The sequence below is a fragment of the Bacteroidota bacterium genome (genome assembly GCA_016699695.1).
Taxonomy (GTDB): domain Bacteria; phylum Bacteroidota; class Bacteroidia; order Bacteroidales; family UBA10428; genus UBA10428.
Window position 1 is genome coordinate 1,017,861 of sequence record CP065006.1, and the last position, 22,081, is coordinate 1,039,941.

Annotated in this window: 19 protein-coding genes and 1 riboswitch; of the genes, 16 read left to right on the forward strand and 3 right to left on the reverse strand. The window is 41.8% G+C overall.

Features of this window, described 5'->3' with window-relative positions; all coding sequences use genetic code 11:
* The first annotated feature begins 28 nt into the window (after window positions 1-28).
* From IPM71_04290 to IPM71_04330, 9 genes are all read left to right on the forward strand, one after another.
* On the forward strand, window positions 29-1,579 hold the full coding sequence (locus tag IPM71_04290) for an Rne/Rng family ribonuclease (protein QQS51953.1): 1,551 nt from the start codon (window positions 29-31) through the stop codon (window positions 1,577-1,579).
* 171 nt (window positions 1,580-1,750) lie between these two features.
* On the forward strand, window positions 1,751-3,811 hold the full coding sequence (locus IPM71_04295) for a thioredoxin family protein (protein QQS51954.1): 2,061 nt from the start codon (window positions 1,751-1,753) through the stop codon (window positions 3,809-3,811).
* Between the two features lie 136 nt (window positions 3,812-3,947).
* Window positions 3,948-5,795 carry a 2-oxoacid:acceptor oxidoreductase subunit alpha gene (locus IPM71_04300; protein QQS51955.1) on the forward strand — a complete coding sequence of 616 codons (1,848 nt, stop codon included), beginning with the start codon at window positions 3,948-3,950 and terminating at the stop codon, window positions 5,793-5,795.
* A 1-nt stretch (window position 5,796) separates the two neighbouring features.
* Window positions 5,797-6,822: a 2-oxoacid:ferredoxin oxidoreductase subunit beta gene (locus IPM71_04305; protein QQS51956.1), complete on the forward strand. Its 1,026-nt coding sequence runs from the start codon at window positions 5,797-5,799 to the stop codon at window positions 6,820-6,822.
* Between the two features lie 125 nt (window positions 6,823-6,947).
* Window positions 6,948-9,911 (forward strand): phosphoenolpyruvate synthase, encoded by a 2,964-nt coding sequence (locus tag IPM71_04310; protein QQS51957.1) that lies wholly within the window; start codon window positions 6,948-6,950, stop codon window positions 9,909-9,911.
* Between the two features lie 75 nt (window positions 9,912-9,986).
* Window positions 9,987-10,547 (forward strand): RNA polymerase sigma-70 factor, encoded by a 561-nt coding sequence (locus IPM71_04315; protein QQS51958.1) that lies wholly within the window; start codon window positions 9,987-9,989, stop codon window positions 10,545-10,547.
* A gap of 18 nt (window positions 10,548-10,565) precedes the next feature.
* The gene (locus tag IPM71_04320; protein ID QQS51959.1) at window positions 10,566-11,576 is read left to right on the forward strand and encodes a FecR domain-containing protein; all 1,011 of its coding nucleotides are present in this window, start codon (window positions 10,566-10,568) and stop codon (window positions 11,574-11,576) included.
* Between the two features lie 2 nt (window positions 11,577-11,578).
* Entirely contained in the window at window positions 11,579-14,227 is a 2,649-nt protein-coding gene (locus IPM71_04325; GenBank protein ID QQS51960.1) for a carboxypeptidase-like regulatory domain-containing protein, read from the forward strand.
* Complete coding sequence (locus IPM71_04330; GenBank protein ID QQS51961.1) at window positions 14,227-15,048, forward strand: DUF4249 family protein; 822 nt, start codon at window positions 14,227-14,229, stop codon at window positions 15,046-15,048. Before IPM71_04325 ends, IPM71_04330 begins: the two co-directional genes overlap by 1 nt.
* Window positions 15,049-15,264: 216 nt before the next feature.
* Here IPM71_04330 and IPM71_04335 read toward each other — a convergent pair whose 3' ends face one another.
* Window positions 15,265-15,564 (reverse strand): helix-turn-helix transcriptional regulator, encoded by a 300-nt coding sequence (locus IPM71_04335; protein QQS51962.1) that lies wholly within the window; start codon window positions 15,562-15,564, stop codon window positions 15,265-15,267.
* On the reverse strand, window positions 15,551-15,901 hold the full coding sequence (locus IPM71_04340) for a type II toxin-antitoxin system RelE/ParE family toxin (GenBank protein QQS51963.1): 351 nt from the start codon (window positions 15,899-15,901) through the stop codon (window positions 15,551-15,553). The genes IPM71_04335 and IPM71_04340 overlap by 14 nt, the downstream gene beginning before the upstream one ends.
* 271 nt (window positions 15,902-16,172) lie before the next feature.
* Between IPM71_04340 and IPM71_04345 the strand changes: the two genes are divergently transcribed.
* From IPM71_04345 to IPM71_04375, 7 genes are all read left to right on the forward strand, one after another.
* A complete protein-coding gene (locus IPM71_04345) occupies window positions 16,173-17,294 on the forward strand; it encodes a hypothetical protein (protein ID QQS51964.1) in 1,122 nt (373 codons plus the stop codon).
* A 234-nt stretch (window positions 17,295-17,528) separates the two neighbouring features.
* On the forward strand, window positions 17,529-18,296 hold the full coding sequence (locus IPM71_04350) for a hypothetical protein (protein ID QQS51965.1): 768 nt from the start codon (window positions 17,529-17,531) through the stop codon (window positions 18,294-18,296).
* A 124-nt stretch (window positions 18,297-18,420) separates the two neighbouring features.
* Window positions 18,421-18,702: a pyrimidine/purine nucleoside phosphorylase gene (locus IPM71_04355; GenBank protein ID QQS51966.1), complete on the forward strand. Its 282-nt coding sequence runs from the start codon at window positions 18,421-18,423 to the stop codon at window positions 18,700-18,702.
* 263 nt (window positions 18,703-18,965) lie between these two features.
* Window positions 18,966-19,523, forward strand: a complete 558-nt coding sequence (locus IPM71_04360; GenBank protein QQS51967.1) for a sigma-70 family RNA polymerase sigma factor — start codon at window positions 18,966-18,968, stop codon at window positions 19,521-19,523.
* Window positions 19,524-19,555: 32 nt separating this feature from the next.
* Window positions 19,556-20,017, forward strand: a complete 462-nt coding sequence (locus tag IPM71_04365; GenBank protein QQS51968.1) for a hypothetical protein — start codon at window positions 19,556-19,558, stop codon at window positions 20,015-20,017.
* A 10-nt stretch (window positions 20,018-20,027) separates the two neighbouring features.
* Window positions 20,028-20,477, forward strand: a complete 450-nt coding sequence (locus IPM71_04370; GenBank protein ID QQS51969.1) for a hypothetical protein — start codon at window positions 20,028-20,030, stop codon at window positions 20,475-20,477.
* Window positions 20,478-20,586: 109 nt separating this feature from the next.
* Window positions 20,587-20,697: riboswitch (SAM riboswitch) on the forward strand.
* 106 nt (window positions 20,698-20,803) lie between these two features.
* Window positions 20,804-21,064 (forward strand): hypothetical protein, encoded by a 261-nt coding sequence (locus tag IPM71_04375; protein QQS51970.1) that lies wholly within the window; start codon window positions 20,804-20,806, stop codon window positions 21,062-21,064.
* A gap of 57 nt (window positions 21,065-21,121) precedes the next feature.
* On the opposite strand, the gene IPM71_04380 is transcribed toward IPM71_04375, so the two are convergent.
* A complete protein-coding gene (locus IPM71_04380; protein QQS51971.1) occupies window positions 21,122-22,033 on the reverse strand; it encodes a proline dehydrogenase family protein in 912 nt (303 codons plus the stop codon).
* Window positions 22,034-22,081 lie beyond the last annotated feature (48 nt).

Here is a 22,081-nt window from a genome sequence, read left to right on the forward strand (position 1 = left end):
TTTTTATTGTGCAAAATATCTCTACATTGTGAGCAAAGAACTGGTTATTGATGTTAAAGCCAATGAGATTGATATTGCTCTGCTTGAAGATAAAAAGCTTCTTGAATTAAGCAAGGAGAAAAGCAATCCGAAATTCTCTGTGGGTGATATCTATCTGGGTAGAGTAAAAAAAGTAATGCCCGGGTTAAATGCTGCCTTTGTGGATGTGGGGTATGAAAAAGATGCCTTTTTACACTACCTCGATCTTGGCCCTCAGTTTCGTACGCTTCATAAATACCTTAACGAAGCTTTAAGTCGCAAAACCAAGCTGGTACCACAACAAAAGTTTAAACGCGAACCCGATATTGATAAAAATGGCAAGATAAACCAGGTACTTACTGCAGGTCAGTTGGTATTGGTACAAATTGCCAAAGAACCCATCTCTACAAAAGGTCCAAGACTTACTTCGGAAATTGCCATTGCCGGGCGCAACATGGTACTGATGCCTTTTAGCGATAAAATTTCCATTTCGCAAAAGATTGAATCGGCCGACGAAAAGAAAAGACTTAAGACCCTAATTACCAGCATTAGACCTGCCAATTACGGATTAATAATACGCACTGCTGCCGAAGGTAAAATGGTGAAAACCCTCGACGAAGAGTTGCGTAATCTTCAGAAAAAATGGGAACTGGCATTCGAAAAACTTAGGGGAGCACAGCCACCAAAGCTTTTTTTGAGCGAATTAAATCGCACCTCTGTCATTCTTCGCGACATTCTGAATGTTGGCTTCAACAACATACATGTAAACGACGAAAGTCTTCACCGCGAAATAAGGGAGTATATTAGCACCATTGCCCCTGAAAAGGAAAAAATTGTAAACCTATATACTGGCGCAGCACCAATTTTTGAAAAATACGGGGTTCTTAAACAGATAAAAGCCGCTTTCGGAAAAACCGTATCGTTTAGAAGTGGCGCATACCTTATAATAGAGCATACCGAAGCCCTGCATGTGATCGATGTCAACAGCGGGAACAGGGCTAAAAATGTTGATAACCAGGAATCAACCGGCTTGGATGTGAACCTTGCTGCCTGCGATGAAATTGCCCGTCAGTTACGCTTGCGCGATATGGGCGGCATTATCGTTATTGATTTTATCGATATGCAATCGCAAGACAACAAAAATAAGGTTTTCGAACGCATGAAAGCTGCAATGGAAACGGACCGTACGAAGCATTCCATATTGCCATTGAGCCGTTTTGGATTGATGCAGATTACACGTCAGCGTGTGAGGCCCGAAATGCATATCAACACACGAGAAAAATGCCCCACATGCGAAGGTACTGGCGAAATTTCGCCCAGTGTGCTCATTATCGAACGAATAGAATCGCACCTGGTAGATGTGATTGAAAAATACAAACCTAAAAAGGTAAATGTGCGTGTACATCCCTTTATTGCAGCCTATATCAATAAGGGACTCTTTAACTCAGTAAAAGCACGTTGGAAAAGAAAATACAAACTCGGATTGAAGATTGTTCCTATCAGCTCTTTCGATTTCCTCGAATTTCATTTCTTTGACAAAGACAACGAAGAGTTTATTTAAATCTCTATCGAAAAAAATATTTTGAAAGCTGTCTGGGTTATCCTGGCAGCTTTTTTTATACCTTAAGCCCTCGATTTTTTCAATTGATTAACAAGAATTAACAAATCATTACATAAATATTTATTATATCTATATATCTTAATGTTTTAATTTTATTGCAACTGTTTTACTATGAAATTAAATTACAAGAATCTGACAACAAGCATCTTATTACTCATTAGCCTGGGTTTGTATGCCGATGTGATCAAGCCTGTGAAATGGGAACACAGCCTGAAACAAATAGACGATGAGACTTACGAAATTGTATTCAAAGCCTCCATTGATAAAGGCTGGCACCTTTATGGGCTTAACATTCCGGAAGGAGGCCCCATTGCCACCTCATTTACCTACAATAAACTTGTAGGGGCAGAGTTGATGGGGAATACACAAACATCCAAAAAGCCAGAGGTAAAATTCGACAACACTTTCGAGATGGAACTTGAGCTTTTTGATGGCACCGTTTCCTTTTCACAGAAAATAAAAAAAACAACGGAAGGTGCATCCATCAAAGGTTTTATCGAATTTATGGCTTGCGATGATTCCCGTTGCCTTCCACCTTCGGAAATTGAATTCAGTTATTCCCTTGCAAATACCCTGGCAGAGAAAACTTCTGCAACTCCTGCTCAAAAAGCATTACCCGGCATAGATACCCTGACTTTGGTGAACGAAGTGGCAAGCGCTCCAGATAAAAGTGAACAGAAAGTCGAAACCCTTTCAAACCTAAACTCTGACAATGAACCTGAACAGAATAGAAAATCTCGCTGGACGATATTCTGGGAGGCATTTACAAAAGGCCTTCTGGCAATTCTTACTCCCTGCGTTTTTCCAATTATACCTCTCACGGTGGCATTTTTCATGCGCGACAGTACCACCGGCAAAAGGATTTTTCAAGCTCTGTTTTTTGGGCTTTCTATAGTGGCCATCTATTCGATTGTTGGACTTGTGGCAGGATTACTCCAAATAGATATCACCGCCCTAACAAGACATTGGTTAGCAAACATAATTATAGCCGCTGTATTGTTAGCCTTTGCTGCTTCTTTTTTCGGTATGTTCGAACTGGTGCTGCCAGGCAGTCTATCGAACAAGCTCGATAACAAGGTAGACAAAGGCGGATTGCTTGCCCCATTTTTCCTGGCACTTGTTACTGCAGTAGTTTCCTTTTCGTGCGTAGGACCTATTGCCGGTGTGGCCATTGGCGCAGCCATGAATGGTGAAATAATCACACCTGTAATAGCCATGGCCGGGTTCTCTTCGGCCTTTGCACTCCCATTTGTATTGCTTGGAATTTTTCCTGGTATGCTGAAAAACATGCCAAAATCCGGAGGATGGCTCAATGCTGTAAAAGTGGTGTTTGCTTTTCTGATGCTAGTAGCGGCATATATTTTCCTTGGCAATACCCAATGGGCCTTATTTAACCGCGACACAATACTTGCGCTCAATATAGCCACATTTATACTTTTAGGCATTTACCTGCTTGGAAAAATAAAATTTGCCCACGACAGCGACCTGCCTTCCTTAAAAGTGCCGCGGCTTTTATTATCAATTGTTTCTTTCAGTCTTGCTCTGTACCTATTGCCCGGACTATTCGGAAGCCCACTGAAGGCTCTTTCCCCATTCCTTCCCGCAGAAGAAACTTCTGAAATGAATGTTCGGCAAGCTTTCACTTCCAATGTATCGTTGTTGGAAGTAAGTACAACAGCCCTATGCCACCCTAACCCGCGTTACTCAGACAAATTGCATCTGCCTCATAATCTGGCCGGTTATTTCGATTACGAAGAGGGGATGGCCTGTGCCCAGGAACTAAATAAGCCTGTGCTCCTTGACTTTGTTGGCCATTCGTGTAAAAACTGCAAAAAAATGTATGCCGATGTATGGTCCGACCCACAAATTCTTGCCAAACTCCAGGAGGAATTCATCATCATTGCCCTGTACACCGACGACCGCACTCCATTACCTGAAAGTGAATGGTATACTTCAACCTTAGATGGTAAAGAAAAAAATACCCTTGGAAAAAAGAACCTCGATTTTCAGATAAGTAAGTTTCAATCGAATGCTTTACCGCTATATGCCATTTTAGATACAAACGGTCGGGTTATTACAGAAGTCCCATATTTCACCTACAATACTAACAAGAAAGAGTTTTTAAACTACCTGAATGAAGGCATCTCCAACTTCCGAAAGGCAAAATTCTAATTGGCTCCAGATATGATTTAAGTCAGACTCAGCCTAGTTTAGAAGGAATCTCATGTTTTATTATGTGAAGTTTTTCTAACATTGCCTTCATGATAAATTTAGATAAGAGGGTATACTTCAAAAACAAGGATGAAATATGGCAAAAGTTAAACAAATAATCGAGCTCGATGATGTTGTTGTAAAATTTGCTGGTGATTCGGGCGATGGAATGCAGCTTTCGGGTAGCCAGTTCTCAGACACTTCAGCTTTTGTAGGCAACGACCTTTCGACTTTTCCCGATTACCCATCGGAAATCAGGGCACCACAGGGTACAATTGCCGGTGTTTCAGGGTTTCAGGTGCACATTGGGCACAAAGAAGTTCAAACGCCGGGCGACCTTGCTGATGTTTTGGTAGCGATGAACCCAGCTGCGTTGAAAGCCAATTTACGATGGACAAAACCAGGGGCTACCATTATAATCGATATCGATAATTTTGACAGCAACCACTATAAAAAGGCCGGATATACAGAAGATCCCCTTCAGGATGGCAGTCTTGAAGGTTTTAACCTGGTAAAAGCTCCAATTTCTACCTTGACCCGTTCGACAGTGGCCGAATTCGGCCTCGACAACCGCACAGCCGAAAAAACACGCAACCAGTTTGTGGCAGGTGTGTTGTATTGGCTGTTTAACCGCGACATGAAAATCGGAGAAAACTTTATCAGCGAACGATTTAAAAAACATCCGGAATATATTCAACCAAATATTGCGGTTTTAAGGGCGGGCTACAATTTTGCCGAAACAGTGGAGGCCATGGCTGTAAAATTTCAGGTGAACCCAGCATTAAAAGGTAAAGGTCTGTTTAGAAATATTACCGGAAATCAGGCTACTGCATGGGGTTTGCTTGCTGCATCGGAACGTTCGGGGCGAAAATTGTTTTTAGGATCTTATCCTATCACTCCAGCTACAGAAATTTTGCAGGAACTTTCGGTAATGAAACACCTAGACTGCATCACCTTTCAGGCCGAAGACGAAATTGCAGGTATTTGTTCAGCCATTGGCGCATCGTTTACTGGAAAACTGGGAGCTACCTCTACATCAGGTCCGGGACTTGCCCTTAAGGGCGAAGCCATTGGACTTGCTGTAATCACGGAACTACCACTCGTAATTGTAAATGTTCAACGTGGCGGACCATCGACGGGCCTACCGACAAAAACCGAACAGTCCGATTTAATGCAGGCACTATTCGGACGAAATGGTGAGAGTCCGGTGGCCGTTTTGGCTGCCTCCACACCAGCCAATTGTTTTTATTATGCTTACATGTCTGCAAAATTGGCCATTGAACATATGACCCCTGTTATTTTGTTAACCGATGGCTATCTGGCAAACGGTTCTGAACTTTGGCCTATTCCAAAAGTCGAAGACCTTGACCCAATTGAACCGCCTTTGGTTCAAGACAACGATATGGAATACAAACCCTATAAACGCGATATCGAAAGTCTTGCACGTCAATGGGCGCTTCCCGGTCAGGAAGGATTGCGCCACCGGGTTGGCGGGTTGGAAAAAGAAGACGTAACAGGCATTGTGTCGCACGATCCGGGCAACCACGAACTGATGGTGAGGAACCGCGCCGAAAAAATCGAACGCATTTCGAATTACATTCCAAAACAGGAAATAATGGGCAACAAAGCCTCCGATTTATTGGTTATCGGATGGGGTGGTACCTATGGCGCACTTTACACAGCAGTAAAAGAACTACAGGAAGAAGGTTATAGCATTAGTTTGGCTCAATTTACCTATATCAATCCTCTGCCAAAAAACACCAAAGAGGTGATGGAGAATCACAAAAAGCGGATTGTTTGCGAATTGAATATGGGACAATTTGCGACTTACCTTCGCTCGAAAATTCCGCAGTTCGACTACCTGCAGTTCAATAAAATACAAGGGCTACCCTTTATGATTTCAGAGTTAAAAACCAAGTTTAAAGAAATATTGGAGGAAATTTAAGATGATACCCGAATGCAATATACCATTGGCCAGTCCTCAGGATTTTTCTGTCGATTACGATGTAAAGTGGTGCCCAGGTTGTGGCGGCCATGCAGTACTTTCATCTATAAAAAAAACACTACCTGAACTTGGAATCCCAAAAGAGAAATTTGTTTTTGTTTCAGGAATAGGATGTTCCTCTAGGTTTCCTTATTATATCAATACTTATGGATTCCATAGTTTGCATGGCCGTGGGGCAGCAATAGCCTCCGGAATTAAAGTTTCCAACCCCGATTTGAGCGTTTGGCTGGCCACCGGCGATGGCGATTCGATGGCCATTGGCGGAAATCATTTCATTCATATTCTGCGCCGAAACATCGATGTCAACATTATTCTCTTCAACAATAAAATATATGGCCTGACCAAGGGGCAGTATTCGCCTACAACTCCTGCCGGCAGTATAACCAAAACATCGCCGGACGGCACCATCGAAAACCCATTTTTACCAGGAGAACTGGCCATGGGATCCAACGCTACTTTTTTTGCACGGGTTATAGATACCGACCCAAAAATGATGAAGGAGGTATTTATAAAAGCAGCCCAACACAAAGGAACCTCGCTCGTAGAAGTGTTGCAAAACTGCGTAATTTTTAACAACAAAGTGCACGAAGATATTACCGGAAAAGAAGTTCGCGATGAAAACCAGCTCTATCTCGAACATGGTAAGCCCATGCTTTTTGGCAAAAACAAAGAAAAGGGTATTGTAAGGGCCGGGTCGAAATTTATCGTTGGCGAGATAGGAAAAAATGGAGTGAGCCTGGCCGACGTGCTGGTACATGACGCGCACAACCTGGAAGGTACAAGGCATTACCAGCTTTCGCGTATGACATTACCCGACTACCCAGTGGCTTTGGGTGTAATCAGGCAATGCGAAACTGATGTGTACGAAACCTTGTTGGAAAAACAAATAGTAGCAGCCAAAGCCCGCAGCAGCGTAAAATGTGTAAACGATTTACTTATGAGCGGCAATACCTTCAAAATAAACTAACACTGTTAATTACATCAAATAGAAAGGCCGTGAGCATATGCAACGGCTTTTTTTATTCACACGCAAATGGTTTTTAGTTCCCGCTTTTCATTCTGCCTATAAAAAACTATATTTATTGAAAGAAAATGTTTGAGTTGAGCAACCGCGACGCCTATTATTTTTCCGATACCTCTTTCGGACTGCTGATGCAAAAACGCATTCAGAAAGTGCTTGTTTTATGCAGCAATTACGATTTTTTTACACTCGAAGAAGACGGACGCATCGACGAACAGATATTTAATGAATATGTCTCTTTAAACCTGCGTTACCCTCCAGTATTTCTTCACGCCGACTCAAGTATAAAAGCTTTAAAAATTCTTGAACGCGAAGAAATAGACTTAATAATTCCAATGCTGAGTATGGTAGACACCGATACTTTTGTGTTTGCCAAAAAACTCAAGGAGTTGTACCCTGAAAAGCCCATAGTAGTGCTCACTCACTTCTCGCGCGAGGTATCCTTGCGCCTGCAAAAAGTTGATCTTTCAAGCATAGACCATGTTTTTTGCTGGCTAGGCAATACCGATATTTTTCTGGCCATCATCAAACTTATCGAAGATAAGATGAACGCCAATAACGATATACTGGAAGTAGGCGTGCAGGCTGTTTTACTGGTGGAAGATTCGGTGAGGTACATCTCGTCTTACCTTCCCAGTCTTTATCACATTATTCTCGAACAGTCGAAAGAGTTTATGCTCGAAGCCCTGAACGAGCACCAGCAAATGTTGCGCAGGCGCGGACGACCTAAAATATTACTGGCCCGCAACTACGATGAAGCGTTTGGACTGTACCAAAAATTCAAGGGAAATATATTAGGAATTATCTCGGATGTAAGCTACAAATACACTCCTAACCGGCGCGATACCAAACAAAAAGCCGGCCTGAAATTATGTGCTGTTGTGAAAGCCGACGACCCCAATATGCCTTTTCTGCTTCAATCGTCGGACAACCAAAATAAAGAACTTGCCGAAAAGCTCCACGCAGGATTTATCAATAAATATTCCGATAATCTCCTGAGCGAACTGAAAGAATACATAATCAATAATTTTGGGTTTGGACCATTTCTGTTTACCGACCCCCAAACCGGAGAAAAAACCCACCAGGCACGCGATTTAAAAGAATTTCAGGAAATAATCCTGTCAGTGCCCGACCACATTATCGAATACCACTCGCGTAGAGACGATTTCTCGAAATGGCTCAATGCCAGGGCTCTTTACCCCATTGCACGGAAATTTAAAGAAGCACAGTTCGATGAGTTTGCCTCGCCCGAATCTTTGCGTAAATACATTTATACCACCATCTCTAGTTTCAGGGTAAGCAAAGCCCGAGGTATTATTGCCGAATTCGATCGCAGCAAATTCGATGCTTACCTCTTCTTTTCGCGTATAGGAAACGGTAACCTGGGTGGCAAGGCAAGAGGATTGGCATTTATGAATTCGGTAATTAAGAATGAAAAAATATTTAGTAAATATCCCGACGTAATTATCACCATTCCGGCTACAGTAGTGCTCACTACCGATATTTTTGAAGAATTTATGTTACAAAATAACTTGCAGGCTATTGCCCAGTCAAATGCAAGCGACGAAGAAATTCTGGAGCATTTTATACAAGCCTCACTGCCGGATAAGATTCACGAAGACCTCATCACCATCGCAAGCCTCACCAATACACCCCTTGCCATTCGTTCGTCGAGTAAATTGGAAGACTCTTTTTACCAACCCTTCGCCGGAATTTATTCGACCTATATGATTCCGTATATCCCTGATATCAAGCAAATGGTGGATATGATTGAAAAAGCCATTAAATCGGTGTATGCTTCAGTCTATTTTCGCACCAGTAAATCTTATATGTCGGCCACCTCTAACCTGATCGACGAAGAAAAAATGGGGGTTATCATTCAATCGGTGTGTGGAACCAACTACGGAGGGCGCTATTATCCAACCATTTCTGGAGTTGCCCGTTCGCTCAACTATTACCCTATACCACCTGAAAAGGCCGAAGATGGTGTAGTGGATCTTGCTTTTGGACTTGGCAAACACATTGTGGAAGGAAACACTTCCTTGCGCTTTTCTCCTGCCCATCCAAGGAGAATTATACAACTTTCGAACCCTGATTACGCCATTAAAAATACCCAGAAATACTTCTGCAGCCTCGACATGAACCCTGCCAGCTTTGTAACATCGGTTGTGGACAATATTAATATCCTGAAACTTTCGATACGGGAAGCTGAAAAAGACAGTGCACTGGCACATGTTGTTTCTACTTACGATTTTGAGAACAATAGCATCCGCGATGGACTGCATGCCGATGGAAAAAAGATTATTACTTTTTCGAATATTTTAAATCACAACTCGTTTCCGCTTGCTGAAATTATTACCGATTTGCTGAAGATTAGCAAAGAAGCCATGAGTAACGATGTGGAAATTGAATTTGCCGTGAACCTGGATACCCCGCCTGGAGAACCCAAAATATTCAACTATCTTCAGGTTAGACCAATCGTATCGTCGGTAAGCGAATTTTCGTCGGCGTGTGTCGAAACCGACATGAAAGATTCGCTCCTGTATTCTGAAAAAGCAATGGGAAATGGTATTATCAAAGAGATTACCGATATTGTATATGTAAAAACAGAAAAATTTAACCCTGCCCATAACAAACAAATCGCCACTGAGCTGGATACGCTGAATCAAAAATTCAGGGAAGCCGATGAGAATTATGTGTTAATTGGTCCCGGCCGCTGGGGGTCAAGCGACCACTGGCTTGGCATACCGGTAAAATGGGCCCAGATATCTTCGGCTCGTATCATTGTAGAGTCGGGTCTGGAACACTTTAGGGTAGATCCCAGCCAAGGCACCCACTTCTTCCATAATCTTACCAGTTTTGGGGTCGGATATTTTACCATCAACCCATACCTGAGCGACGGGCATTGCAATTTTCAGTACCTCGACCAACTGCCTGCCGAGTTCGAAACTGAATTTATCCGGCATGTTCGTATTCCCAGCGGTTTCGAGATACGCATCGATGGTAAAACCAACAAAGGAATTATTACTGTTTAAAAATGCAGTTTGTTATTTTCTTCATTTGACAGAGAAAGTAACAATTGCTACATTCGTAATACTTTAAAATAGCCATTGACGAATAACGACCCCATACTGCAACAAAAGTTCGAAAAGCTTTTCAAAGAGCATTTTACATCATTGTGCTATTTTGCAAAGAAATACCTGGGCGACCTCGACAGCAGCAAGGAAGTAGTGCATGCTGTGTTTATTAAAATATGGGAAAACCGGGCCGAATTTGATTTCGATAAGCCTGCCAAATCCTATCTTTTCACTTCGGTATACAATCGTAGTTTGAATATGCTCCGCGACAACAAAAAATTTAGCACAACAGACAATGAATATGCAAAAAATGCCGAACTCGATGGAGGCGAATTCCACGATACCATGGAATTGGCAGAGCTTGAAGGGCGAATCAAAAAGGCTCTTACCAAATTGCCCGATAAATGCCGCGAAGTGTTTGAACTAAACCGTTTTGAGAATAAAAAATACAACGAAATTGCGCTTCAACTGAATCTTTCTCTTAAAACTGTAGAAGCTCATATGTCCAAAGCACTTAAAATATTAAAAGAAGAATTAAAAGATTACATCTACCTGATTTTGTTTTTAATACTAAATAATAACGATATGCTCTAAGGGTAAAATCCTATTCAGGTGTGTTACCCACAGAAAGCCATGCAAAACAATACACGACATATTGCCCCCATCGAGCTAATCACCAAATACCTGGCCCGGGAATCGGGTGCCGGGGAGCGTGTTTTAGTAGAAAATTGGATAAAGGCTTCGGACGAAAATAAAAAAGAGTTCGAAGCTATTGAGAAATTATGGCTTGCAAGCCATACAGCTATTCAGCAACCTGAAATAAACCTTGAAGCCGAGTGGAGACGTATGGAAAACACCCTTGGCTTCGCAAAAAAGAAACAGCTTAACTTCCAGACTATTCTTAGAGTTGCCGCAGCCATATTTGTAATTTCTTCCCTGGCTGCAATTGGATTAAGGCAATCGATGATGGTAAAAGAAAAATCGGGTGCCAGCCAGCTCAGCAACCTGGTTCTGCCCGATGGCAGCACCATTAGTTTAAATGCCAACTCAAAAATAAGCTATTCAAAAAACTTTGGTAAAACAACCCGCGAACTTACACTCGAGGGCGAAGCCTTTTTTGAGGTAGCTCACGATAAAACCAAACCCTTTATTGTTATTGCCCACAATAGCCGGATTGAGGTTCTGGGTACCCAATTCAATGTAAAGGCTTATAAAAACCAGACAGAAGTGAAGGTATCGGTAACAGAGGGCACTGTTAAATTCTCAGACCGTAAAAAGCAAGCAAAAAGTGCCATACTTAAAGCCGGCGAATCGGCTACATACAACAAGACTAATCAGAAAATCATTCTTAAGCCAGTCGTGAATGTAAACGATATGGCCTGGAAAAGCAGACAAATGTATTTTGAACATACTCCTTTGCACGAAGTAGCCAGCGTACTTGAAAATACTTACCAGGTTGAAATTGAGGTGTCGGAAACTGTTCGAGAATGTTCCATCACCGTAAGCTTCGAAGACAGCGACCTGGCTTCGGTGTTAAGTGTGCTAAAATCGACCCTGTCCCTCAGGGTTCGTGTAGACAATGATAAAATTTTCTTATCGGGCCAAGGATGCCAAAATCCCTGATTATGCATTTATCCGGAGGCTTCTTCAAGCTAATAGTAAGCATCATTTGTTGGTTTGCGTTTTTGTCCGATGCCTTCAATCAAAATACTCTTCCCGAACAAAACCTGAGTTTACGGTTTGTAAATACTCCACTCGAACAGGTTTTGCAGCAAATTTCAGCCCAATCATCGGTCCGTTTTTCATACAGTCCCGATGCCATTCCGGTAAATAAGAGCATAAGCTATACCTGCACCAGCCGTAAACTATCTCTTGTTCTTGACGATATTTGCACCCTGGCCGGAATACAATATAAACTAGTGGGAGACCACCTGGTGCTTACCCAGACAGATATACCGATTCCACCTCCACCGATTGTAAAAAAATATACCATCAGCGGCTACATTACCGATGCACAAAACAAAGAATTTCTGATAGGCGCAGCTGTTTATAACCCCGAAACAGGTATTGGTGCCCTTACGAATAATTATGGGTATTTCTCGCTAACCCTACCAGAAGGCTCATATACTTTGGAAACATCGTTTCTGGGATATACTATTGGCAGTAAACAAATAGAGCTATACAGTAACCATAAATGGGATATTAGCCTCGAACCAGTATCCTCGATGGTTGAAGAAGTGATAATTAGCTCAGTAGTGCGCGAAGAAACAATTTTTAAAAGCCTTTCGGGGCAACAGAGTATTAATCCCGCGGCAGTAAAACAAGAAAATTCAGCCTTGGGCGAAACCGATATGCTTAAGTCATTCGATAATCTGCCAGGAATAAGCTTCCAGGGCGATGGCTCTAGTTATTTTTTCGTACGTGGCGGTGGTCGTGACCAAAACCTCATTCTGCTCGACGAAGCACCTCTGTATAACCCTAGTCACATGCTTGGGCTTTTTACTCCCATTATACCCGATGCCATAAAAACAAGCACACTTTATAAAGCCGATTTTCCGATTGAGTACGGCGGCCGTACATCTTCTATTATCGATGTGCGTACCCGCGATGGCAACAAGGAGGAAGTAAATGTGAATGCCTCCCTGAGTCTGGTGTCGATGCGCCTTAGTGTAGAAGGACCTATTAAAAAAGAAGCCAGTTCGTATTTTATTTCCCTGCGCCGCTCTTACTTTGGGTGGATGTTTAAAGCTGCCAACCCAGCTGTGCAAGATTTCTATTTTAACGACATCACCACCAAGTTTAATCTAAAGATCTCAGAACGTGACCGGTTATTTGTAACCATGTATTATGGTCGCGACAAGTTTCTGGCCGATGAACAAACTGACCTTACCTCCGGGATCGAATGGGGCAATACTTCACTTACCTTGCGATGGAATCATATTTTTGGTCCCCGCCTGTTTGCCAATACAACCATTTATTCCAGCAACTACGATTACTTTCTGCATACCAATTACGATGCACAGACATATTGGAATTCGAGAATTACGGGTACCCACCTGCAGTCGGATTTTAACTGGTACTTCAATCCAAAAAACCATATCAAGTTTGGGATAAAAGTGGGCGGTTATTTCTTTAACCCAGGCAACTACAACAGTTCCGATTTGCCTACCGACAAAACAGTTTCGGAACTCAATGCTTCAGAATTAATTATTTTTGCAGGCAACGAACACATGATTAGCCATCGTATAAACCTTCATTACGGACTCCGTTTAACCAGATGGGCCGATATTGGCGAAGCCTATGTGGTTTCGTACCAGAATTACGAGCCAACAGCGATCACACAATACCCGAAAGGCACAGCTTACTTTAACAGCATTCACCTTGAGCCGCGTCTTTCGATTTCATTTAAAACCAGCACCTATTCTTCGTTGAAAGCAAGCTACAACCGTAGTCTTCAGAATATTCACCTAATCAATAACAGCATCAGTCCATTTAATTCGCTCGAAGTCTGGTTGCCCTCGGGGCCAAATATCAAGGCACAGAAGGCAGATATTTTCAATGTAGGATTGGTTCAATTCTGGCCTAAAAAGAGTGTGGAATTCAGTGCCGATATTTTTTACAAAAAAATGCACAACCAGATTGGTTATGCCTACCATGCCGAAATGCTACTGAATCGCTATATCGAAGGGCAAATTAGGCAGGGGCCTGGAACAGCCTATGGTTTTGAGGTATATGCCACAAAAACCATGGGCCGTTTGAAAGGCCATTTGGGTTATTCGTTTACCCGCAGTTTGGTTAACCTGCCCACACTAAATGCCGGAAGAACATTCAAAGCAAGGCAGGATAAACCGCTCGATTTTTCGGTTGGGTTCAATTACGCCTTAAAACCCCGGTGGACCCTAACGGGCAATTACACCCTCAGTTCAGGGCTGATGACAACCACGCCCACAGGATTTTACAGCTACCGCGGAACACAGGTGCCCATTTATACAGAACAGAATAACGGCAGGCTACCCAACTATTCGCGCTTTGATGTTGGCAGCGACTTTAGGTTTAACAAGCTGAAAACAAGTAAGTTCGAACATCACCTGATTGTTTCGTTCTATAACTTCTTTGCCAATAGAAATGCTGCATTTCTGTATTTCAGCAAAACAGTCGATAGCGAAGGTATCTATGTAATTCCGGCCGATAAGTTAAATCGTCAGGAGCAAGTGGCTACCTACCGCTACGTTTTTCGCATTATTCCTTCAGTAACATACACCCTGCGATTCTGATGGCAGTAATTAAAAAATATATAACTCTTTTTATGCTTGCCGCGGTAGTAGTCTCTTGCGAATACACTGCTCAATGGGAAATTAACCCGTCGGAAAGACGATTTGTAGTGGATGCCCTGATCACAAGCGAAAACAAACCCCAGCTTGTGACAATGTTTTATTCCTCTACGGAACTAAATGCGGATCCTGAGCCACTCTCTGGCGCCCAAATTCAACTAAAAGGGCCTTCAGGTATAGTTCAATTTACCGAATCGAACGAAAAACCTGGATATTATTATTCACCTGCCATTTTAGTTTTAACCGGAATAGAGTATACCCTTGTAGTTGAAAACGCTGGATTGACAGACTCCGCCAAAGCGATAATGCAGGCTGTAAGCCCGCTTGAGCCTTATCAGATCGTACCCGGCGACAGTCTGTTCCGCGGCGAAAGCCTTTTCCGCTACGAGTATATCGAAAGTGCCCAGCCCTCGATGATGGAGATTACTTACGACTGGTCGGTCGATCTGGATTTTTGTCAACATTATGGTGCTTGCCTAGCTGCAGAAACATACTACACGCTCGAATCTATAGATATTGGAGAGGAGTTTGGCCCACCCCGGCAGGTGATTTGGTTTCCGGCTGGCACAAAAATTATCCGAAAAAACTACTCCCTTTCCGATGCTCATCAGCAATTTGTACGGTCGCTTTTAATTGAAACCGAATGGCGCGGAGGCCTATTCGATACCGAACAGGGAAATGTACCCTCTAATTTCGAACACGGAACCCTGGGATGGTTTGCCCTCTGCCAAGTTGTTTCAGACAGCATCCAGCTGGGTTTATAATTACTTGTGTATCGCCCCCATGGTATGGTGTCGTGCGGGATTACGAAGCGATTTCCTATCAGTTTACACCGAACTTTTTTACGAGCCACAACCCTTCGAAAACCGCTGAACCGACCAAAGGGAGCTCAGCGAACCGAACGAAGTGAGTTCACGACCACAGGGAGTAACAAAGCTAAACCCGCATGCACTATACCATGTGTTGGCGCAAGTTATTTTTTATAATCTAATCGAAAAATCTAATTGTCCCCCCAATCCTAAGTGAACAATCTTTTGCAAAGTAGAAAGTCTAACTTCTTTTATATTATTCTCAATCTTCGAAATATATGATTTTGTTGTGCCAACTTTTTCAGCCAATTCAGCTTGGGTAAGACCTTTTTCAAGTCTTGCCGCATGCAAAAGCGTCCCCAATTTAAAGTTTTCATAACCATTGTCAAGTTCGTTTCTTGATTTGGTTCCTTTTACTCCGTAATGTTTATTCTTGAATTCATCAAGAGTCATTTTGTTATTTGTTTTCATTTTCGTACTCCTCCATAATTTTAAGTGCTCGCTCAATTTCTTTTGTCGGTGTCTTCTGCGATTTCTTTTGAAATCCGTTTGCTAAAATTATCAGCTTTCCATGGTCAAAGAAACAAAAGATTCTAAAAATATCACTTCCTAGCTTTACTCGAATTTCATACAGTCCGTCTGTTGATTCTATATGTTTAAAATAAACATCAGGAATCCTATCTAATTCTTCAATTAGTTCAATAGTCCAAATAATTTTCGCTTTTACTTTTTCCGTTTGTTGAATAAAAAAACTTTCAAAGTAATCTTTGTAGAAAATTGCTGTCCTATATTTTCTTTTTGAATCCATGCAACAAAAATATGCAATGTTTCACTATCGTGCAACTTTTTCTTTAATTTGCGCTAACTGTACAGTATTCTCTCCTTCCCATCCAGGATCCGACACTTTCTATAATACAATCTTTCTGCCAGAAATAGTACTTTACTCCTGAAAGGTGCGTATACCGAAGCATTCAAGAATATTTCAAAAAAAAATAAATTTCTGCTAAGGGTAAATACCGGCAGGTGTGTGTTAAAGTTGTTCAACACAAAAAACACTTTAACCTTTAAAAAATAGTATTATGAAAAACACAAAAAAAATTCTCTTCGGAATGCTTGCAGCAAGCGCTCTTTTTCTTTTTTCGGCATGCGACGAAAACAACGTTAAACCAGGTGACGATTACGGCATCCTTCCCTCTAATTTTAAAGTCGATGTGCCTGCCTCTCTTACCACCAACACAACTATGAAAAGTGCACAGGGAGACACCTTGAGTGGAAACGACATTTATGGCCATCTGGCTAATTTTATTGCCATCGGCGAAGGTTCAGCCGAAATTGTAGAGGCCATCATCTTCCATATCAGACTTTACAATATCGAAAGCGTAATCGACCTTACTTACACCAGCGACGAAGACTTCAGAGTGAAGCACCTGGCAGTAGAAGCCGATGCTGAATTCGACGGAAGAACCTGGGAATACCAGCTTACCATCACCGATGTATTGTCGGAAGGTAATGCCGACGGAGGCAAGGGTATGCAGGTTTTCTGGAACAACAACCCAATCGAAGGTATTTCTATCATTAAACCTTATAACCTCAACCGCACCGAGAACGAAAATGCTGCTGATGCCATCTTCCGTATCGATTACTCAGAGGTTGAAATGGGTGGCTATGAATCGCACATGATAGTAAGTATTGTAGACCTTCCGGTTACAGGTGAAAATGCTGACCCATTTAGTGTAAATAACCTTAAAATGTTTGTAGGTAAAAAAGGCGATATCGTCGATGTGTATGGAAACTCGAACCACCCCAATGCACAATTCTTTACCGACAATACTGGTTTTAACTGGGCTTTTGTTGCCTCTGGTTCAGAATCGGCCAACATTGGAGTTGCTGAGGTAGGTTTGCCAGCCAGTACTTTAGACAGTGATGACAGAAGCGTATTGCTTGAAGAATATTCGATACTGAATGTACTTACCGCCGAAATCAACCAATGGTTTTTGGATGAAATTGGAATAAGACCAAGCGAAGAAGATCTGGCCAATTATTTACAAAACGCCGAGGCTCCCGGATATTTTAACAAGGATGGTTTTGTGCAAGCCGGCAACGCTCCTGCAGAAGGTTACGATGCATTGGAATCAAGTATTCTCGAACTTGCACCTTTCAATCCTAAATACGTTAGCGAACTTGCTGTAAGCTTTAAATAAGCAGCTCAGGTTAGCATTTTAAAGAACCACTGGGGATTTGCCTCGGTGGTTTTTTATTTTATCAAAGTGCAAGTAATTTCTATCCGCAATTTTCCAGTCCTGAAATTCATAATTATTTAGAACTATTATTGATAAAAGCACTTAACGATTTCTTTACACAGTATCTTTATAGGATTCACCTAAAGAGTTTATTTATGCATTAGGAATTTCCCCTCATTCTTAAGTCACTGTTAAATGAAACTTGTTTGGGAAGAAACGTTTAAAATACGCTTCCACGATACCGATATTCACAGCAATTGCCGCATACAGGAACTATTCAGTTTCCTGTCCGAAACCTGTTGGGAACATGCCAACCAACTTGGGCTAGGTTACGATTTTATGCAACCAAAAGGCCTGGTTTGGGCCTATGCCCGTAAAAGATTACAGGTGAACCGATATCCGCGATGGGGCGAAACGGTAACCGTAAAAACATGGCCACGAGATTACAACCGTTTGTACATTCACCGTGAGTTTCAGATTATCGACCAGCACAATCAGCCACTGGTAAATTGCTCGGCTATATACTTTGCTTTCGACCGATTGAACAGCAAGGCAGTGTCTACCGACCTGCTCTGTGCACAGCACAAGAACTTTGTGCTTTGCGAAAAAACCACCGAAGGAACATTGAACCGGATACCTTCCTATACCAGCAACGACCTTACAACCTATCCTTATGTGGTCGATTTTTCTGATCTGGATATGCACAGGCATGTAAATAATGTAAAATACGTCGACTGGATTCTGAAAAGCCTGCCTACTGCTTTTCGAAAAAAGAATCTCCTGCTGCAGCTTGACATCAATTATTTTGCAGAGGCACGGAGCGGTGATGGCGTTCACATTATCACTTCCGAAGAGGTTAGAAATATTGTATTCAGGCATTCAATTGTTCGCAATATCGACAACAAGGAATTGGTTAGAGCCGAAACCCATTGGAAAAGCATACAGGATATTGCTCTGAATTAACTTCAACTTTTCCGAATCGTTAAAAATTGAATTGACGGGAATATTAAAAAAACCAGTCGGTTTATGGGTGCACTCTTTCGCGAAATGATATTTTTGCTGTTCAAAACGAACCATCACTCATAACATGATTAAAGTAAATAACTATTTCGAAGGTCGTGTAGCTTCATTGGCTTTCGAAAGCAGCGAAGGAAAAGCCACCGTAGGAGTAATGAAAAAAGGTAGCTATGAATTTGGCACCAGTTCCAAAGAAATTATGACCGTACTTTCCGGAAGTATGAAAGCCCAGTTGCCGGGAAGCCAGGAATGGAAAACCTACAAGAAGTACGAATCGTTCGAAGTTGCTGCCCATGTAAAATTTCAGGTAGAAGTAAGCGAAGATACTCCCTACCTTTGCTTTTACGAATAAATACCCCTAAGAACGATTTACCTTAAAAAGATCTTCGGCAGGCATTAAACCCAATTTAATCAATAGAAGGCGAAGAATAGCCTGTCCAGCATGGCGGGAAGCCGAACTATTTGATTTAGTTGGGTTAATCCCGATTTATCAAATCTAAGATTAGCAAAATTTTAAGTATTAATAATCTGTATATTTGATTACATCGATTGCGTTAATACGCAATTTGGATTAAACCAAATGCCGGCAGAATTGTCAAAATTGCCTCGAGCAAAATGCAACAAGTAGGTAAATCATATTCCGATGCCGAACTGGTATCTCTTTTTCAATCGGGCCAAAAAGAATTTGCTTTTAACCTGATAGTAAAAAAGTACCAGCAGAGGTTGTATTGGCATATCCGTAAACTTGTTATCAGTCACGACGATACGGATGATTGCATTCAAAACGCTTTTGTAAACGTGTGGAAGAGCCTGGATGGTTTCCGCTCCGACTCTCAGTTGTTTACATGGCTTTACCGCATTGCCACCAACGAGGCGCTCAACCATCTGAAACAACAAAAACGACGAACACTAGTGCCCATGGAGGGAAAAGACTACAACTTGTCCGAAACCCTTATGGCCGATGAATACCTTAATGCCGATAAAGCCCAGCAGAAATTACAGTATGCTCTTTTGCAATTGCCCGAGAAACAACGGGTAGTTTTTAACCTGAAGTATTTCGAGGAAATGAAATACGAGGATATGGCCCTTATACTCGACACCTCGGTAGGGGCATTAAAGGCCTCCTACCACCATGCAGTGAAAAAGATTGAGAATTTGCTCGACGACGATTAAACCTTTTCTATTTTTATATATCCAACAAAGGTATGGCAGAAAAAAATACAAATTTAAACAAGCTTGAACAGCTCAGAAGAAATGAGCAATTCCAAGTTCCTGAAGGCTATTTCGATACCCTATCAGGTAGAATAATGGACCGGATCAGGGAATCTGAAACCAGCCATGAGGCCAGCCAGTACAAAACACATAAAATTGTTCAATGGCGCAAATTTGTTGCAGTAGCTGCTTCTGTAGCTGCCATCGTAGTGCTGAGCTTTACAATGATAAGAGTATTTTTAAACAGCGAAAGCAATAAAGAGCTTTCCGAACCAGAATTGATTGCCTTTATCGAAAACGAAATCATGAGTTTTGACGATACTGAATTGTACGATCTCACTCAAACAGCCCAGCAAATACCCGCCAACGAGGAAATTAAGCTTACCAGGGAGGAGATATTGGAATATCTTTCGCAGGAAGGTTCTGATTTTGATTTATCCGATCTTGAATTTTAAGCCCAATGTTATGAGAACAGCAATAATCATACTAATTAGTCTGCTAAATATTGTGCCACTGATCGCACAGAATCAACCTTCTGATAAGGTTCAGGCAGCCAGGGTAAAATTTTTCAACGAAAAATTGGAACTTACTCCCGATGAGTCAAAAAAATTCTGGCCCATTTACAATGACTATCAAAGTCGCAAAAACAAACTTACGACTGAGCGAAAAAACCTTATGAGCTTTTTTAGCAGCAACCAGAGCAACATGAGCGAAAAGGAAATAGCTGAAACACTCGACAGGTATGTGGCCATTGAAAAAGAAGAAACTCAACTGCTGGAAACATACAATCAAAAATTCAGGCAGGTATTGCCCGACGAAAAAGTGCTTAAGATTTACCTTACCGAAATTCAATTCAGAAATTACCTCTTAAAACAATTGCGAACCCAGCAACAGGAAATAAAGCCACGAAACTGAATTTGTAAAAATATTTTCTGCCTACTATAAAAGAATGCCGGTGCGAATGAAAATTTTGCCCGGTTTTTTTGCAATTATCAGTTGTTATTACCTAAATCTTTTACCTTTGCAGAAGCATCAAGAATTTTGTTCTGCAATTGTAGAACAGGATACCAACCGAGTTGCGAACACCACGGTGGTAGATCGATGTGGGCCTGTCTGGTCAAAAAATAGTTCGGTAAACCCGTATACTCAGACTCCCCGATTAAATCTTGATGGCTGATGTTGATTTACTGTTTGTTGTATGCTTTTTTGCATCCGACAGGCCGATAAAAAAATGTAAGCCAATGGAAGACTTGAAAAAACAACTTGAACTTATTCCGAATCTTTCGGTTGACAAGAAATTGTTGATTGAAGAAAAAGCTGAAAAGCTAAAGTCCCAGTCGCACGCTGAGATTTGTATCGACTCTGTTAATCGAGGAGTCATTCAATTGAGTGTGAAACCATTGAAATATCACGGTGCAGGCAGGTACGAACTATTGCGGATTGCTTACCAGTTGTTTTCAGAAAACATTCCCGACCAATACAGGCTCGTGATTCTACTATAAAAAAAGACCGCGCTTTTTATTGAAAAACACGGTCGGGTAATAGGATAACGGCAAACTCTACCCTCTAAATATCAAAGCTTTTATGATGTGTGTAATCATTCTGGGGTTCTCTTTCAGCCTTCGGGTGGAATAACCATACCAATGCGTGCCATAGGGCACATACACCCGCATGTCGTGCCCTTCTTTTACCAGCTTATTGCGCAAAGCAGGCCGAACACCATAGAGCATCTGAAATTCGTATGCTTCGCCATCAATCGCTTTTTGCTTCAGCATTTGCTTTGCAGAGGCAATGATACGCTTATCATGTGTTGCTATTGCCGAGTAAAATCCATTGTCGAGCATATAGGCGATACAGGCTTCAAAGTTTTTATTGACGGCCTGATAGCCCTGGTAGGCAATTTCTTCCGGTTCGATATAAATACCTTTGCAAATTCGCACATTAATAGGATATTCCGGTAGCATGATGCTTTTTAGCCATTGCAGGTCATTTAGTGTTCGATGCAGGTATGCCTGCAAAACAATACTCACTGTGCCAGGAAATTCCTTGTAGAGTTTTTCAAACAGATTCAACTCCATCTGGGTACAGGATGAGTCTTCCATATCCATGCACACCGATAGGCCTGCTTCACCAGCCTTCTTCATCACTTCCTTAAGCTGCTGATAACAAAACTCTTCGTCGAGCAGCAAGCCAAACATAGAAGGTTTAACTGAAAGGGTAGCGTCGATTCCTTCCTTTTTAAGCATTTCGATGGTATGCAGGTAACCGCGTTTGTATTCGATTGCCTCGTCTGTTTTTTGAATATATTCGCCCAGCACATCAATGGTCGATTTTATCTGAACAGCATTGAGTTCCCGGCTAACCCGCAGGGCATCTTTCAACTCCTTTCCAGCGATGTACCGTTTAGAAAATATCCACACAAGGTTTTGAGGAAGTAAAGCAATTATTTTTGCAAGAAACCTGTTCAACATAATACAGCAATATTATTGTGATAAATAAAAAATTAAGGTACAGGTTGT

What these genes read in the sequence shown, in the direction of transcription:
- IPM71_04295 (QQS51954.1), top strand. Translation starts at nt 1,751, where the DNA reads ATGAAATTAAATTACAAGAATCTGACAACAAGCATCTTATTACTCATT.
- IPM71_04300 (QQS51955.1), top strand. Translation starts at nt 3,948, where the DNA reads ATGGCAAAAGTTAAACAAATAATCGAGCTCGATGATGTTGTTGTAAAA.
- IPM71_04305 (QQS51956.1), top strand. Translation starts at nt 5,797, where the DNA reads ATGATACCCGAATGCAATATACCATTGGCCAGTCCTCAGGATTTTTCT.
- IPM71_04310 (QQS51957.1), top strand. Translation starts at nt 6,948, where the DNA reads ATGTTTGAGTTGAGCAACCGCGACGCCTATTATTTTTCCGATACCTCT.
- IPM71_04325 (QQS51960.1), top strand. Translation starts at nt 11,579, where the DNA reads ATGCATTTATCCGGAGGCTTCTTCAAGCTAATAGTAAGCATCATTTGT.
- IPM71_04330 (QQS51961.1), top strand. Translation starts at nt 14,227, where the DNA reads ATGGCAGTAATTAAAAAATATATAACTCTTTTTATGCTTGCCGCGGTA.
- IPM71_04335 (QQS51962.1), bottom strand. Translation starts at nt 15,564, where the DNA reads ATGAAAACAAATAACAAAATGACTCTTGATGAATTCAAGAATAAACAT.
- IPM71_04340 (QQS51963.1), bottom strand. Translation starts at nt 15,901, where the DNA reads ATGGATTCAAAAAGAAAATATAGGACAGCAATTTTCTACAAAGATTAC.
- IPM71_04345 (QQS51964.1), top strand. Translation starts at nt 16,173, where the DNA reads ATGAAAAACACAAAAAAAATTCTCTTCGGAATGCTTGCAGCAAGCGCT.
- IPM71_04350 (QQS51965.1), top strand. Translation starts at nt 17,529, where the DNA reads ATGAAACTTGTTTGGGAAGAAACGTTTAAAATACGCTTCCACGATACC.
- IPM71_04355 (QQS51966.1), top strand. Translation starts at nt 18,421, where the DNA reads ATGATTAAAGTAAATAACTATTTCGAAGGTCGTGTAGCTTCATTGGCT.
- IPM71_04360 (QQS51967.1), top strand. Translation starts at nt 18,966, where the DNA reads ATGCAACAAGTAGGTAAATCATATTCCGATGCCGAACTGGTATCTCTT.
- IPM71_04365 (QQS51968.1), top strand. Translation starts at nt 19,556, where the DNA reads ATGGCAGAAAAAAATACAAATTTAAACAAGCTTGAACAGCTCAGAAGA.
- IPM71_04370 (QQS51969.1), top strand. Translation starts at nt 20,028, where the DNA reads ATGAGAACAGCAATAATCATACTAATTAGTCTGCTAAATATTGTGCCA.
- IPM71_04375 (QQS51970.1), top strand. Translation starts at nt 20,804, where the DNA reads ATGGAAGACTTGAAAAAACAACTTGAACTTATTCCGAATCTTTCGGTT.
- IPM71_04380 (QQS51971.1), bottom strand. Translation starts at nt 22,033, where the DNA reads ATGTTGAACAGGTTTCTTGCAAAAATAATTGCTTTACTTCCTCAAAAC.